Raw genomic sequence first — 15,460 nt, 5'->3', positions numbered from 1 at the left:
AGTCAGAACCCGTATTTGAATGCGAATTCGAGGCGGTCGAGCGCGCCGGTGTCACCCGAAACCAGCTCGCGGACGGCGTGGCGATATTCCACGCCGATGTCGAAGCCCTTGCCCGGCGACCAGAACAGGTTGCCAGCGCCGCCATAGGACTTGGCATTGGCCAACCCCGTGACGATCACGCCGGCCGGATAATTGGCCGATTGGTAACTGCCCATGACCGTCGAGTGGATCGCATCGGTCCAGCCGATGCGCAGCGCCGCGAAGCCCGCGAAATTGTCGATCCGCTCGAGCTGGGTGGCGGCGCCGCCATAGATCGCGTCGGGCACGTATCCCAATCCCAGGTACCGGCCGATGCCTTGCCCGTAAGTCGCCATGAAGCGCAGGTCGTGGCGCTTGCCGATAGGAATCTTGCCGGACCCGGAAACGCCCCACCCGAAGGCGGTATCGCCGCTGCCCAGCGTATCGGTGCGCAGCTCGCGGGCGATGCCGGCCAGCGCGAAATCGCCGAATTTCGGCTTCCAGTTCATCCGTGCCACCACGTCGGGCAGGCGGTCGTCATCCGTGTCGACCAGCGCCGCGTTGCCCGGCAGTGCGGTTTCCGTTTCGGGATTCTCGGCCGCGATCTGCAACGTCAGCCCGGATCGCAACGGGATGGAGTAGCGGACCTGGGCCTGGCGGTTGAACACGGTGCCGTCCAGCGGACCGACGAAATCCGTCGTCTCCGGCAGCACGGCGATGTTCTGGAAGGTCGACCATTCCTGCCCGACCAACAGGTTGCCATATTCGATGAAGCCACGGCGGAAGGTGGGCGTGTAGGGATTGGTCGCGCGCTGCGCACCGACCGGCGCCGTCGCGAGCGCAAAATCGAACTCCACCAGTGTCTTGATGTCGGTGCCGTTCATTGGGGTCGCCGTGCTGAACTGCAGGCGGGTCTGGCGCGCGGAGAGCAGCAGATCCTGTGTGGAGAACCCGCCGCCGACCGGAATCTGCTGCGGCAGGAAGAACTCCTTGCCCAGCCCGCCGACCGCGGCCTCGCCATCGCTATAACGGCTGGCGATAGCGTTGAGGCGGACGAAGCCGCCCAGCTTGACCGTGGTGTTGCCGACGCGAAAACCGTCGGTCGGTGCAGACTTTGTCGCAACAGGCTTGGCCTGGGCCACATTGGTCGCGCCGGGCGATCGGCCCGGCGACTCGGATGCCGCGCTCATCGAAGACGCGGTCATGGGATTGGCGGTCATCGGAGACGCGTTCATGGAAGTCGGGGCAACCGGCGCCGCAGCCGTCGCGCGCGCCGCGGTCAACTCGCCGCGCAGATCCTGCACGGCCGCTTCGAGCGCCTTCAGCCGTGTTTCGAGCTCGACCTCGCGCGCCGTCTGCGCCTGCGCCATACCCGGTATCAGTGCGGTGCTCGCGAGCAGGGCCGTCAAGGCCAGTCGCGTCCTGAACGCCATCCGTGTCATCCCCGTCTCCGCGCTTTTCCACTGGTCTTGCGCGTGGAATAAGCCTCGTGATCATGGCGCATTGCACACCCGCGTCCATCCCTTACTTTGGTTAGGGATGATCGCCCGACCGTGACCGCGTACAGCGCGGCAAAAGGAGAGCCAGATGACCGAGGCCAGCTATCCCGTCCCCGCGGCATGGGCAAAGGATGCCCTGATCGACGCCGCCGCCTACGACCGGATGTATGCCGAGGCCGCGACCGATCCCGACGCGTTCTGGGCGAAGGAGGCCAAGCGCCTCGACTGGATCGTGCCGCCGACCAAGATCAAGGACACCTCGTTCGACGAGGCCGACTTCCACATCCGCTGGTTCGAGGACGGCCAGCTGAACGTCGCCGCCAACTGCGTCGATCGCCACGCCGACGCCCGCCCCGACGCGATCGCCCTCCTGTGGGAAGGCGACAACCCCGCCGACGATCGCAAGATCAGCTATGCCGAACTGCGCGACGAAGTGTCGAAGCTCGGCAACGCGCTGAAGGCCAAGGGCGTCAAGAAAGGCGACCGCGTCACCATCTACCTGCCGATGATCCCCGAGGCGGCGTTCGCGATGCTCGCCTGCGCGCGGATCGGCGCGATCCACTCGGTCGTGTTCGGCGGCTTCTCGCCCGAGAGTCTCGGCAACCGCATCCACGATTGCGACAGCCGCATCGTCATCACCGCCGACGAAGGCTTGCGCGGTGGCAAGACCGTGCCGCTCAAGGCCAATGTCGACGCCGCGCTGACCCAGGACGGCGTCTCGGTCGACGCCGTCATCGTCGTCCGTCGCACTGGCGGGACGGTGACGATGACCGAAGGCCGCGACTGCTGGTATACGGACTGCGTCGAGGGCCAGTCGACCGACTGCGCACCCAAGCCGATGAATGCCGAGGACCCGCTGTTCATCCTCTATACCAGCGGCTCGACCGGCCAGCCCAAGGGCGTGCTGCACTCGACCGGCGGCTATCTGGTCTGGGCGTCGATGACGCACGAATACGTCTTCAACTACCGCCCCGGCGAGATCTTCTGGTGCGCTGCCGATGTCGGCTGGGTCACCGGCCACACCTATTCGCTGTACGGCGCGCTCGCCAACGGCGCGACGACCGTGATGTTCGAGGGCGTGCCCAACTATCCCGATCACAGCCGCTTCTGGCAGATCGTCGACAAATACCAGGTCAACATCCTCTACACCGCGCCGACCGCGCTGCGTTCGCTGATGCGCGAGGGCGACGACTGGGTCACGCGCACCAGCCGCAAGTCGCTGCGCCTGCTCGGCTCGGTCGGCGAACCGATCAATCCCGAGGCGTGGAACTGGTATCACACTGTCGTCGGCGAAGGTCGCTGCCCGATCGTCGACACCTGGTGGCAGACCGAGACCGGCGGCCACATGATCTCGCCACTGCCCGGCGCCACCGCGCTGAAACCCGGCAGCGCGACCAAGCCCCTGTTCGGCGTGGTCCCCGAACTGGTCGATGCGGACGGCAATGTCCTCGACGGCGCAGTCGAGGGCAACCTCGTCATCGCCGACAGCTGGCCGGGCCAGATGCGGACCGTGTGGAACGATCACGATCGCTTCTTCCAGACGTATTTCTCGACCTACCCCGGCAAGTATTTCACCGGCGACGGCTGCCGCCGCGACGAGGACGGCTATTACTGGATCACCGGCCGCGTCGACGACGTCATCAACGTCAGCGGCCACCGCATGGGCACCGCCGAGGTCGAGAGCGCACTCGTGGCGCATTCGAAGGTCGCCGAAGCCGCGGTCGTCGGCATGCCGCACGACGTAAAGGGCCAGGGCATCTACGCGTACGTCACGCTCAACGCGAACGCTGAACCGAGCGAGGACCTGCGCAAGGAACTCGTGCAATGGGTCCGCCGCGAGATCGGCCCGATCGCGACCCCCGACATCCTCCAGTTCGCACCCGCCCTGCCCAAGACGCGCTCGGGCAAGATCATGCGCCGCATCCTGCGGAAAATCGCCGAGAACCAGCTCGACCAGCTCGGCGACACCTCGACGCTCGCCGATCCTGCGGTCGTCGACGCCTTGATCGCCGGGCGCGAGGAGGCCGTTCCCCTCCCGGCATGACGCGCACGATCCTCATCGCCGACGACCACCCGCTGTTCCGCCAGGCACTCAAGCTGGCGGTCACCCGCGCCGCGCCCGATGCGCTGGTGATCGAGGCCGGACAGCTCGGCGAGGCGGTCGAGGCGGCGCGGACGGCGGCGCGCCTCGACCTGATCCTGCTAGACCTGCGCATGCCGGGCTCGGAAGGCTTTGCAGGCGTCGCATTGCTCCACGCCGAACGCCCCGACACGCCGATCCTCGTCATCTCCTCGGCCGACGAAGCCGAAGCGGCACCGCGGGCGCGGGCGTATGGCGCGATCGGCTTCGTCTCCAAGACCGCCGATCTCGCCACCCTCGAAAACGCCGTAGCCCGTGCACTGGCGGGCGAACGCGACGCGCCGATCGACGGCGCGCCCGTCGATGCCATCGCCGAGCGCGTCGCGAGCCTCACCCCGACCGAACTGAAGGTCCTGCTCGGCGTGCTAGCCGGCCGCCTCAACAAGCAGGTGGCGTTCGACCTCGGCATCTCCGAAGGCACGGTAAAGGGTCACATGACCGCCATCCTCCGCAAACTCGGCGTTCAGAACCGCACGCAAGCCGTACTCGCGGCGCGCGCGATGGACATTCACTTCGCGGATTAGGCGCGCACGGCCTGCCCCTCCCCAACGTCATCCTGACGAAAGTCAGGACCCAGGATACCACCCACCCCGACCGTGGCTCTGGGTCCTGACTTTCGTCAGGATGACGGCGTATGTCCGTGCCCCTCTTGATCCCCACCGCCGGGGGGGGATTTAGGAGGCTCAGCTCCCCCGCGCCGCCGCCGCCGAAGCCTCCTCGATGAACCGCCACAAATCCGCCGGCACCACCGGCTTCGTCAGCACCACTAGCCCAACACAGCGCGGATCGTCCGCAACCTCACGGTCGGCCGTCACCAGCGCAATCGCCGGGGCCGGGTTCATCGCCCGCAACCGCGCGACCACGTCGAGTCCGTCCTCTGCCGCCTCCAGATGATAGTCGACCAGCGCCACGTCCGGCTCCTCGTCCGCCGCCAGGTCCATCGCCTCGGCGATCGTCGCCGCCAGCAACGGCACGCACCGCCGTGCACGCAACGCCGCGTCGAGCGCCGCGAGGATCGTCGCATCATCGTCGAGGCACAGAACCCGCAACCCGGGCACCAGCGCGCGCGTCGCCGAGGGTGTCGGCAGCGGTACGTCGAGCCCGGCGGGCGCAAGCGGCACACGCACCGCAAACGTCGTCCCCCGCCCCGGCGCCGACCGCAACTCCACCGCCGCGCCGAGCAGCCGCGCGATCCGCCGGACGATCGCCAGCCCCAGCCCGACGCCACCGCCCGCGCTGCCCTTGCTTTCCAGCCGCTCGAACTCCTCGAAGATCCGCTCGCGGTCGGCCGCGGCGATCCCCGGCCCGTTGTCGCGCACCTCGATCAGCACGTCGTCGCCCCTTCGCCGCGCGCCGATCCAGATCCGCCCATCCGCCGAGTACCGCACGGCGTTCGACAGGAAATTCTGCAGAATCGAGCGCAACAAGGACCGATCGGTCGCCACGCTGAACGCCCCCGCATGCGACGCCAGCACCAGTCCCCGCTCGGCCGCCAACGGCCGGAACTGCATTACCAGTTCGTCGATCAGCGCGCCGAGCGCAAACCGCTCGACCTTCGGCACCACGCCCCCGGCATCGAGCCGCGACACGTCGAGCAACGCGCGCAGCAAAGTGTCCGCCGATCCGATCGCGCCATCGATCGCGCGCACCAGCTCGCCCTGATGCGGTGCCCTGTCCTCATCAAGATCCTCGTCGAGCGCCGCGCAGAACAGTCGCGCGGCGTGCAGCGGCTGCAACAGGTCATGGCTCGCCGCCGCCAGGAAGCGCGTCTTGTCGCGGGTCGCGGTCTCGGCCACCGCGCGCGCCTCATTCAGCATGTGGTTCGACTGCGCCAGGTCCTGCGTCCGCGCCGCCACCCGCGCCTCGAGATCGGCCTGCGCCTCCTTTTCAGCGGTGATATCGGTGAAGCTCTGGACGTATCCCCCACCCGGCATGGGCCGCCCGACCATCTTGATCCAGCGCCCGGACGGCCGTTGCCGCTCGAAACTATGCGGCGTCCCGCGCGACAAATGCCCTATTCGCCGCGCGACATGCGCTTCGATGTCGCCGGTGCCCCGGCCGTCGCGCTCGGCGTTGTAGCGGATCAGGTCGGCAATCGAGCGGCCGACGACGACATACCCCTCGGGATAGTCGAACATCTCGACATAGCGGGGATTCCACGCGACCAGCCTCAGGTTCGCGTCGATCACGCTGACGCCGGGGTCGATCGTCTCCAGCGTCGCCGACAGCAACGTGCGCGAGAAGCGCAGCGAACGCCCGCGCTGGTCGAGCAGGCCGACCACGTCGCTGACGTCCATCGCCGACCCCGCGATGCTGGATGCGACGATCTTGCGGGCCGACGGTGCGCCGATGACGCCGGCGATCAGACGCTCGGCGGAGCGCGCGGCGGGGCCATCGATCGGCGCGTCGGGGTCGCGCCACGCCCCCTCCAGCGCTTCGGGCGACTCGGCCTCGCCGACGAACCGCGCGACCAGCATCTGCAACTCGCCGATCGTCGCCACGTGATCCAGCGCGCTATGGCCGCGATAGCGCTTCATCGCGTAGGGCCCGGCCATCAGCGCGATGTTGACCGCCAGGCTCGATACCGTGCCGTTGACCAAAGGCGATCCGATCCGCCACCCCAGCAACGCGTCGGGATCGAGCCAGCCATAGGTCGCATGCGCCATCGCCGGCCCGACGCCGTCCGCGATCGACGGCAGCAACAGGCAATAGAGCCAGACGACGACCCCGCCCAGCAATCCTCGGCGCGCCGCATCATGGTCGGCAAAGCCCCAGCCCACCGTCGCGATCAGCGCGGGGGCGAACTGCGCGACCCCGGCAAACGCGATCAGGCCGATCGACGCGAGCGACAGGTCCGGCTTGACGTTTCGCCCGTACAACAATGCAGCGGCGATAATCGCGACGATGATGATCCGCCGCACGAACAACAGGCGACGGCCGAGATCGCCCTCGCGTCCGTCGGTCCGCCGCCGCAACAGGGCCGGCGCAAGCAGGTCGTTGGTCGCCATCGTCGACAGCGCGATCGTCTCGACCACCACCATCGCGGTCGCCGCAGAGAACCCGCCGAGAAAGGCGAGCAGTGCGACCAACTGATGCCCCTGACTCAGCGGCACGCTCAGGACGTACAGATCGGGCAGCGCCGAGGTCGGCAGGATGGTCATCCCCGCCAGCGCGAGTGGCAGGACGAGCAGCGAGATCGCGACCAGATAGGCGATGAATGGCCAGCGTGCGTGCGCGACCGCATCTGGTCCGTCCGCCTCCACCACGCCGATGTAGAATTGCCGCGGCAGACAGACGATCGCCATCGCCGACAAGAATGTACGGACCCAGAAGTCGGAGGTCAGCGCCTGCCAGGTGAAGCCATCGGCCAGCTTTGCGAGCGACGGTGCCAGCGCCACCGGTTCCAGCGTCGTCAGCAGATGGATGGTGACGCCGCTCAGCACGACGAAACACACGAGCTTGATCAGCGATTCCGCGGCGATGGCCGCCACCACGCCGGGATTGCGCCGCGCGACTTCGAACCGCCGGGTGCCGAACAGGATCGCGAACCCGGCCAACAGCGCGGCGACGAACGTCCCGGCCAGCGATGAACTCTCATACCCCGCGATCGCGCCGAAGCTCAGCGTGACCGAGCGTAGTTGCAGCGCGATATACGGTATCGACGCCAACAGCGCGGTGCCGGCCACGATCGCCGCCGTGCCGCGACTGCGCCCGTACCGCGCCGAGATGAAGTCGGCGATCGAACTCGATCCCTCGTCGCGGGCCAGCTTCACCAACCGCGTCAGGAACGTCGGTGCCAACAGGAACACCAGCGCCGGGCCGAGATAGATTGCGAGATAATCCCAGCCGCGCGTTGCCGCGGTGCCGACGCCGCCGAAAAACGTCCAGCTGCTGCAATAGACCGCAAGCGACAGCGGATAGGCGATCCGCCCGAGCCGCGGCGACAATCCGCGCCGGTCGACGATCCAGGCGATGCCGAACAACACCGCGCAATAGGCGATGATGGCAAAGATGACATGTGGCCCGCTTATGGCCCGGCTCCCAATCTGCCCGAATTCGTCCTGCTCGAAATCGTCCTGCCCGAAATCGTCTTGCGCGTCTCAGCGTACGCGTTCGCCCTGCGCTTGCAATGCGAGGTGACTGAGCGAGAGCCGAAAAACCCCGGCGGCCGAGGCCACCGGGGTTCTGTCCGTCCGCGTCGGCGGACGGGTCCGGTCGGCACCGACACCCTTTGGGGGGGCGGTGCCGGTGCCGTTCCGGATTACTGAAGCAGCTTCAGGACGCTCTGCTGGCTCTGGTTGGCCTGGCTCAGCATCGCGGTCGATGCCTGGCTCAGGATCTGCGCCTTGGCGAGTGCGGTCGTCTCCGACGAGAAGTCGGTGTCTTCGATACGGCTCTTGGCGTCCGACAGGTTGGTCGAGTTGGAGGTCAGGTTGTTGACCGCCGACTGGAGCTGGTTCTGTGCCGCACCGAGGTTTGCACGACGGTTCGAGACGTTCGAGATCGCCGTGTCATAGTCGGCGAGCGTGCCTGCCGAACCGGTTGCCGTCACGACCGTGCCGAGGCCCGTGCCAGCAGCCTTGAGGTCGCCGCCGAGTGCGAGATCGATCGCGTCGGTCGAGTTCGCGCCAGCCTGGATCTTCACCGTGCCGGCGGTACCGGCCGAGCCGTCGAACAGGGCCACGCCGTTGAACTTGGTGTTCGTCAGGACGTTGGTGATCTGGGTCGACAGCGCGTCCTGCTCGGCCTTGATGTTCAGGATGTCGCTCGGCGAATACGTGCCGTTGCCCTTCTGGACTTCGAGTTCGCGCATACGCTGCAGGTTGTTGGTGACCTCGTCGAGCGCGCCTTCAGCGGTCTGCGCCATCGAGATGCCGTCGTTGGCGTTGCGAATGCCCTGGTTCATGCCCTTGATCTGCGACGTCATCGACGTCTTGATCGCCATGCCGGCTGCGTTGTCCTTGGCCGAATTGATGCTCTTGCCGGTCGACAGGCGCTCCATCGAGGTCGACAGCGCCATGCTGGCTGCATTCGAAGCATTGGCGGCGCGCATGGCCGAGACGTTGGTACCGATGACAGTCATTGCGAAATCTCCGTGAAATTTTTCAGACGATCCGCGCCGCCCCCGTGGCGAAGTGCCGATCTATCGAAATGAGTAACGGCCGGGTCTGCACGGGCTTTAGGAAAAAAATCGCATCGTCCCGGCCGCTGTCCGCCCGGCCTCTCACGCGGGCAGGCAGGGCTCGCGCGCGCGCCCGCGACCGCACGTGTCCGCTCGGACACGCCCGGAAATATTCTGCCGGCAGGCGGCAGCGTTTAACCACAAGTTTACCAGCAATGCCGCATTCGCCGAATCGTCCAGGGGGAACACCATGCGTTCGATTTTTCCATCAGCCGCAGTAACTTCGCGAAAATACGCGCTTGTCTCGTCGCTGCGTGCGCAGGGTTTCGGCGTAGGCTCGTTCGAAACCGGTCAACCCGGTGCGAACGACCTGTTCCTGGTGGCCGATGGCGAGGGCATCGTCGCCCCCGCGCGCACCGTGGTGATCGGCTGCGAGGGTCGTGAGGTGACCCCGTCGCGTGACGGCATGCCGGCGCGGATCAGCTTCGGCGCAGAGGACGCGTCGGTCGGCAACGGCTTCGCGCGTGCCCTGATCGGCGGCCCCGAGATGCCGACCGCCGCGGACCCCGAATCGCTCGCGCTGCTCGCCCTGGCAGAGCGTGTCGCCGCCGCCGACATCACCGTCCTGATCAACGGCCCGACCGGCACCGGCAAGGAGGTGCTCGCCCGCGCCATCCACAACGGGTCGGCACGCAAGGACAAGCCGTTCATCGCGATCAACTGCGCCGCTCTCCCCGAATCGATGCTCGAGGCGCTGCTGTTCGGGCACCAGAAGGGTGCGTTCACGGGCGCGTCGTCGGGCGGCGACGGATTCTTCCGCGCGGCCAACGGCGGCACGATCCTGCTGGACGAGATCGCCGAGATGCCGCTGCAGCTGCAGGCGAAACTGCTCCGCGTGCTGCAGGAGCGCGAAGTCGTGCCGCTCGGCGCATCGGTGCCGCAGGCGATCGACGTCCGCGTCATCGCCTGCGCCAACCGCGATCTCCATGCCGAGGTCGCCGCCGGCCGGTTCCGCGCCGATCTTTATTACCGCCTCGCCGTATTCCCGCTCGCGACCAAGCCGCTGGCCGAACGCCCGCAGGACGTTCCCGCGCTGGCCGCCACGCTGATCCTGCGGCACGCCGGCAACCGCAACGTCATTCCCTGGCCCAGCCACGCCGCGATCGATCAGTTGATGGCGCATGACTGGCCCGGCAACGTCCGCGAGCTCGAGAACGTGATCCAGCGCGCGCTGCTGTTCTGCGGTGGCGACACGATCGAGGCGAACCACATCGTGTTCGATCGCCCGGTATCGTTTACCTTCCAGCGCAGCGTCCCGATGGCGTCGATCATGCCGGTCGCGGTCGTACCGGCCGAGGTCGAAACGCCCCCTGGGACCTTGGGCAACATCGTCCAGATGAGCGAATTCGCCGCGATCCGCGAGACGCTGAAGGCGTGCAACGGCAGCCGGATCGAGACCGCCAAACGCCTCGGCATCTCCGAACGCACGCTGCGCTATCGCCTCGCCAAGGCACGCGAGCAGGGCGACGATATCGGCAACGTGCATAACTGGGCCGCCTCGGCATGAGCGGCGTCTCGGGCATCGGCGGCGGCGCGATGAGCGTCGACCGCGTGATGGCGCTGCGGTCGCAGATCCTCGAACGCAACCAGGCGCTGTCGCGCGCCGGTGCCACGGGGAACGTCTCGCCGACCGAAACGGTCAAGCCGGCCAGCTTCGTCGACACGATGGAGACGGCGCTCAAAAGCGTCAACGAGGGCCAGGCCCAGGCCGCCAAGGTCAGCGAAAGCTATGAGCGCGGCGAGACGGTCGACATCGCGAAGGTGATGCTCGCCCGCCAGCAGGCGTCGGTCGGATTCGAGGCGACGTTGCAGGTCCGCAACAAGCTGCTGTCCGCCTACAAGGATATCATGAGCATGCCGGTCTGACATGAGCACCGCACTCATCCCTTCGCCCGGCGGCACAGAACGGTTCGCCAATCCCCTCCAGCAGATCAAGGGCGTGCTGTCGCAACCGGCGGTCCGCCGCTCGTTGCCGATGGCGCTGATGGTCGGGCTGATCGCCGCCGCGGCGCTCGCGTGGATGAGCCTGTCGACGCCGACGCAGAAGACGCTGTTCAGCGGGCTGCCCGATTCGGACAAGGCCGCCGTCACCTCGGCGCTGACCACCGCTAACATCAAGAGCCGCATCGACGACGGTACCGGCGCGCTGACCGTGTCCGAAGAGGATTACAGCCGCGCCAAGATGCTGCTCGCCGGCCAGGGCCTGCCCAAGGCGGCACCGGGCGGCTACGCGATCCTCGACCAGCTGCCGATGGGCGTTTCGCGCGCGGTCGAAGGCGAACGGCTCCGCCAGGCGCGCGAGTCCGAGCTCGCCAAGTCGATCGAGGAGATCGATGCGGTCGCCGAAGCGCGCGTGCATCTCGCGATGCCCGAAGCGTCGGTGTTCGTCCGCGACAACGCCGCGCCCTCGGCGTCGGTGATCCTGAAGTTGCAGGGTGGGCGTTCGCTAAGCGAAGCGCAGGTCAGCTCGATCATCAATCTCGTCGCCTCGTCGGTGCCGGGGATGAAGCCCGAGGCGGTGACGATCGTCGATCAGATGGGCGCGTTGCTGACCAAGAGCGGTGGTGGCGACGGTGCAGGGGCGGCAAGCGACGCACGGATCGATATCCAGCGCCGCATCGAGGACAAGTATCGCACGCAGCTGATCGCCTTGCTCACGCCGCTGGTCGGTGCCGGCAACTTCACCACCGAGGTTCAGGCCGACGTCAATCTCGACGAGAGCCAGGCGACGCGCGAAAGCTACGAGAAGCAGGGCGTGTTGCGTGCCGAGACGGGCAACTGGACCGGCAACCAGAAGGAAGGCGCCGCCGCCGGCCCCGGCGGTATTCCCGGCGCGCTGAGCAACGTGGCCCCGGCCGCGAGCACCTTGTCGACGCCGCAAGCGCAGAACGGCAATCCAGGTCCTCCGGTCGCCGGCGGCGCTGCTCCCGATCCGATGAAGCAGTCCGACCAGTATCAGCGTGCCTACGACCTCGGCCGCGAAGTCTCGGTGACGCGGGCCACGCCGGGCGGGGTCAAGCGCCTGTCGGTCGCCGTGCTGCTCCGCGATCCCGACAAGACGCGTCGCACCGCGATGGAAATCAACCAGATCAGCGATCTCGTGAAGAGTGCGGTCGGCTTCGATGCGGCCCGCAACGACAACGTCACGGTGATCAGCCGCAAGTTCGCCGGCGTGGATGCCGCCGCCGACACCGGCCCCGCCTGGTACGACAACGCCTGGCTGCCGGTCCTCGCACGCAACGGCACGGCGATCGTTATCGCGCTGCTGGTGCTGCTGCTCGGCGTGCGGCCGATCGCCAAGGCGCTGATGAAGAAGCGCGACGATGCCACGACGCGTCCTGCCTTCGGCCAGCCGATCGGCGAGGTCGATGGTGATGGCGCGCCGTCAGGGATCGGCGTCTCCGCCCCCGTCAGCCTCGACCAGCTCGAGAATACGCGCGGCTATGACGACCGGATCGGCGCGGTGCGCGGCTTTACTCGTGACAACCCGACCCGCGCCGCGCTGGCAGTGCGCGACATGATCAAGGCCGACGCGAAGTGAGCGACGTCGCTATCCGCACCTACACCGGCGTCGAGCGCGCCGCGGTGCTGATGATGCTGGTCGGCGAGGAAGAGGCCGCGGCCATTCTCCAGAAGCTCGACCCCGAGGAAGTGCGCCAGCTCGGCGCGGCGATGTTCAAGGTCGCCGACGTCTCCGAACAGGAGGTCGAGGACGTGCTCGACGATTTCGTCGGCCATGCCCGCGAACGCACCGCGATCGGCTTCGACCCGCGGCCCAAGATCGAGGCGGTGATGAACCGCGCGCTTGGTCGCGAAAAGGCCGAGAGCGTGCTCGCGCGGATCACGCCGGCAGAAGCCGCGTGCGAGCTCGAACTGCTCGACTGGCTCGACGCGCCCGAGATCGCCGCGATGATCGAGAAGGAGCATCCGCAGATCGCCGCGGTCCTGATCGCCAATCTCGATGCGTCGGTCGGTGGTCAGGTCCTCGAACTGCTGCCCGATGCGGTCCAGCCCGACATCCTCCACCGGATCGCACGGCTCGGGCCGATCACGCCCGAGGCGGTCGATACGCTGCGCACCTTGCTCGCCAACCGCACCAGCACATCGTCGGCGGGCGCTGGCGTCACGCTCGGTGGCACGCGCGAAGCGGCCAAGATCCTCTCGGGCGCACGGAAAGCGACCGAGCAGCGCGTCATGCCCAAGCTCTTCAAGATCGACCGCGACGTCGCCAAGGCGATCGAGGAGGCGATGTTCGTCTTCGACAATCTGCTCGAACTCGACGACAAGAATCTGGGCACGCTGATCCGCAACGTCGACAGCGAGATTCTGACCAAGTCGCTCAAGGGCGTCGACGAGACGATCCGCAACCGCTTCCTCGGCTGCATGTCGGCGCGCGCCGCGGACGGTATCCGCGACGAGATGGAGGCCCGCGGGCCGATGAAGCTCGCCGAAGTGCTCGAAGCGCAAAAGGCGATGATCGCGATCGCGCGCGGCCTTGCCAAGGACGGCACGATCCAGATGGGCGGAGGCGAGGACGATTATGTCTAACGGGTTCACCGCAGGCTTCGCATCGCGCCACACGACGACCGCCAACGTCCTCGCTAGCGCGTTTGCACCGTCATCCGGTTTCGCCGCGGCGGACATTCGCCAGCGCGCGACGATACGGCCCGCCAATGATTTCGGTCAGGCTTTCACCGCCGAGCCGATGCGCGACGCCGTGGGCGATACCGGCACACCGCGCCACTTCAGCCCTGCCGACAAGGATTTGAACCCGACGGCGGGCTGGGATCCGCTCGACCCGGTCAGCGAATCGGCGTTCATCGACCCGCTTGTCGCCGCGCATGCCGCAGGCTTCGAAGAAGGCCTCGCCGCGGCAGCCGCTGCCGCGCGCGATGCCGGTACCCGCGACACGGCGTTGCTCGGCGATCTCGCCACCGCGCTCGGCGCCGATCGAATCGACCGCGAGCGCGTCGCCGGACAGCTCCGTCAGACCGTGCTGTTCCTCGTTTCCAAGGTGGTCGGCGAAGTCGGCATCGCGCCCGACGTGCTTGCCGGCCGGATCGAGACCGCCGCCGACCTGCTATCCGACGCCGCCGAATCCGCGCTGCTTCGCGTCCATCCCGACGACGTCGCGCTGCTCGAAGGTCGCTTGCCGAAATCGATTTTCGCGGCGGGCGATCCCAGCATCGCGCGCGGCAGCTTCGTCCTCGAAAGCGCGTCGACGATCGTCGAGGACGGTCCCGAACTCTGGCTCGACCAGTTGGCGCATGCGATCGACCGGGTGCCGGTGCCCAAATGCTGAACCGGTTCACCGCGGATTACCTCGAAACCCTGTCCAACGCCGATTTCGTCGCCAAGCCCAAGGTCTCCGGTCGCCTCGCCTCGTTCGACGGGCTCCTCATGGAGGCCGTCGGCCTCACCTTACCGGTCGGCACCGTCTGTCAGGTCGGCGAAGGCACGGCGAGCGTCGAGGCCGAGGTCATCGGCTTCCGCAACGGCCGTACGTTGATGATGAACCTCGGCGGCACCGCGGCGCTGCTGCCGCGTGCGCCGGTCAAGCCGATCGGTGCGCCGGGCGAGGCCGAGGTCGGTGCTGCGCTGCTCGGCCGCGTCGTCGATGGTGCCGGCAAGCCGATCGACGGGCTCGGCCCGATCCGCGGCGCCGGCCGCTGGCCGCTCGCCGGCAAGCTCCAGTCGCCGCTCGACCGCGGCCGCGTGCGCGAACCGCTCGACGTCGGCGTGCGCGCGATCAACGGCCTGCTGACGATCGGCCAGGGCCAGCGCGTGGGCATCATGGCAGGGTCGGGAGTCGGCAAGTCGGTTTTGCTCGGCATGATCGTCCGCGCCGCGCAGGCCGACGTGATCGTGATCGGTCTGATCGGCGAGCGCAGCCGCGAAGTCGCCGACTTTCTCGAGACCAAGGTCGCAGGCGAGGCGCGCAAGCGCTCGGTCGTCGTCGCCGTGCCTGCCAACCACTCCCCCGTTCTGCGCATCCGCGGCGCGCTGCGCGCCCACGCGATCGCCGAATCCTTCCGTGACGAGGGCAAGAAGGTCCTCCTCATCATGGATTCGCTGACGCGCGTCGCGCATGCCGGTCGCGAGATCGGCCTCGCGCTGGGCGAGCCAGCGTCCGCGCGCGGCTATCCTCCCAGCGCCATCGCGATGCTGCCGAACCTCATCGAGCGCGCCGGCGTCGACGTCCACACCGGCGGCTCGATCACCGCGATCTACACGGTGCTGGCGGACGGCGACGACGGCAACGATCCGGTGGTCGATTCGGCGCGCTCTATCCTCGACGGGCACATCGTCCTCAACCGCCAGCTCGCCGAGCGCGGCGTCTACCCGGCGATCGACATCGGTCCCTCGGTCAGCCGCGTGATGACCGACATCGTCGGCGCGCCCCACGCAAAGGCTGCGCGGACGCTGCGCCGCCACCTCGCCACGTACGAGGAGAATCGCGATCTCGTGCTGATGGGCGCCTATCGTCACGGTGCCGATCCGGCGATCGACGCGGCGATCGCGTGCCACCCGGCGGTCATGGAATATATCCGTCAGGACGCGGACGAGACCGTCTCGCTCGACGATGCCGTGGCCGAACTGACCGGCGTCTTCGGCGGCTGA

General features: G+C 67.7%; 11 protein-coding genes. 8 read left to right on the top strand and 3 right to left on the bottom strand.

What is annotated here, in order from left to right:
* Window positions 1–2 precede the first annotated feature (2 nt).
* Window positions 3–1,451: a DcaP family trimeric outer membrane transporter gene (locus tag U1707_RS11535; RefSeq protein WP_332800203.1), complete on the bottom strand. Its 1,449-nt coding sequence runs from the start codon at window positions 1,449–1,451 to the stop codon at window positions 3–5.
* A 154-nt stretch (window positions 1,452–1,605) separates the two neighbouring features.
* On the opposite strand from U1707_RS11535, the gene acs reads away from it, so the two are divergent.
* Together acs and U1707_RS11525 are read left to right on the top strand one after the other, a co-directional pair.
* The gene (gene acs / locus U1707_RS11530) at window positions 1,606–3,561 is read left to right on the top strand and encodes an acetate--CoA ligase (protein WP_332800202.1); all 1,956 of its coding nucleotides are present in this window, start codon (window positions 1,606–1,608) and stop codon (window positions 3,559–3,561) included.
* Complete coding sequence (locus tag U1707_RS11525; protein ID WP_332800201.1) at window positions 3,558–4,181, top strand: response regulator; 624 nt, start codon at window positions 3,558–3,560, stop codon at window positions 4,179–4,181. Before acs ends, U1707_RS11525 begins: the two co-directional genes overlap by 4 nt.
* Before the next feature lie 159 nt (window positions 4,182–4,340).
* Here the strand turns inward: U1707_RS11525 and U1707_RS11520 are convergent, their stop codons facing one another.
* Together U1707_RS11520 and U1707_RS11515 are read right to left on the bottom strand one after the other, a co-directional pair.
* Window positions 4,341–7,643, bottom strand: a complete 3,303-nt coding sequence (locus tag U1707_RS11520) for a PAS-domain containing protein (RefSeq protein WP_332800200.1) — start codon at window positions 7,641–7,643, stop codon at window positions 4,341–4,343.
* Window positions 7,644–7,918: 275 nt separating this feature from the next.
* Entirely contained in the window at window positions 7,919–8,740 is an 822-nt protein-coding gene (locus U1707_RS11515; RefSeq protein WP_332800199.1) for a flagellin N-terminal helical domain-containing protein, read from the bottom strand.
* Between the two features lie 289 nt (window positions 8,741–9,029).
* Between U1707_RS11515 and U1707_RS11510 the strand changes: the two genes are divergently transcribed.
* The 6 genes from U1707_RS11510 to U1707_RS11485 are packed head-to-tail and all read left to right on the top strand — an operon-like array spanning window position 9,030 to window position 15,460.
* Entirely contained in the window at window positions 9,030–10,346 is a 1,317-nt protein-coding gene (locus tag U1707_RS11510) for a sigma-54 interaction domain-containing protein (RefSeq protein WP_332800198.1), read from the top strand.
* Window positions 10,343–10,705 (top strand): flagellar hook-basal body complex protein FliE, encoded by a 363-nt coding sequence (fliE, locus tag U1707_RS11505; RefSeq protein ID WP_332800197.1) that lies wholly within the window; start codon window positions 10,343–10,345, stop codon window positions 10,703–10,705. The genes U1707_RS11510 and fliE overlap by 4 nt, the downstream gene beginning before the upstream one ends.
* Window position 10,706: 1 nt before the next feature.
* Entirely contained in the window at window positions 10,707–12,380 is a 1,674-nt protein-coding gene (fliF, locus tag U1707_RS11500; protein ID WP_332800196.1) for a flagellar basal-body MS-ring/collar protein FliF, read from the top strand.
* Window positions 12,377–13,387 carry a flagellar motor switch protein FliG gene (fliG, locus tag U1707_RS11495; protein ID WP_332800195.1) on the top strand — a complete coding sequence of 337 codons (1,011 nt, stop codon included), beginning with the start codon at window positions 12,377–12,379 and terminating at the stop codon, window positions 13,385–13,387. Before fliF ends, fliG begins: the two co-directional genes overlap by 4 nt.
* Window positions 13,380–14,141 carry a FliH/SctL family protein gene (locus U1707_RS11490; RefSeq protein ID WP_332800194.1) on the top strand — a complete coding sequence of 254 codons (762 nt, stop codon included), beginning with the start codon at window positions 13,380–13,382 and terminating at the stop codon, window positions 14,139–14,141. The genes fliG and U1707_RS11490 overlap by 8 nt, the downstream gene beginning before the upstream one ends.
* The gene (locus U1707_RS11485; RefSeq protein WP_332800193.1) at window positions 14,135–15,460 is read left to right on the top strand and encodes a FliI/YscN family ATPase; all 1,326 of its coding nucleotides are present in this window, start codon (window positions 14,135–14,137) and stop codon (window positions 15,458–15,460) included. Before U1707_RS11490 ends, U1707_RS11485 begins: the two co-directional genes overlap by 7 nt.

Origin of the sequence: Sphingomonas sandaracina (assembly GCF_036663695.1) — a bacterium.
Classification (GTDB): Bacteria; Pseudomonadota; Alphaproteobacteria; order Sphingomonadales; family Sphingomonadaceae; genus Sphingomonas.
The sequence above is the reverse complement of the archived record's forward strand: the minus strand, read 5'-3'. Positions and strand labels throughout refer to the sequence as shown.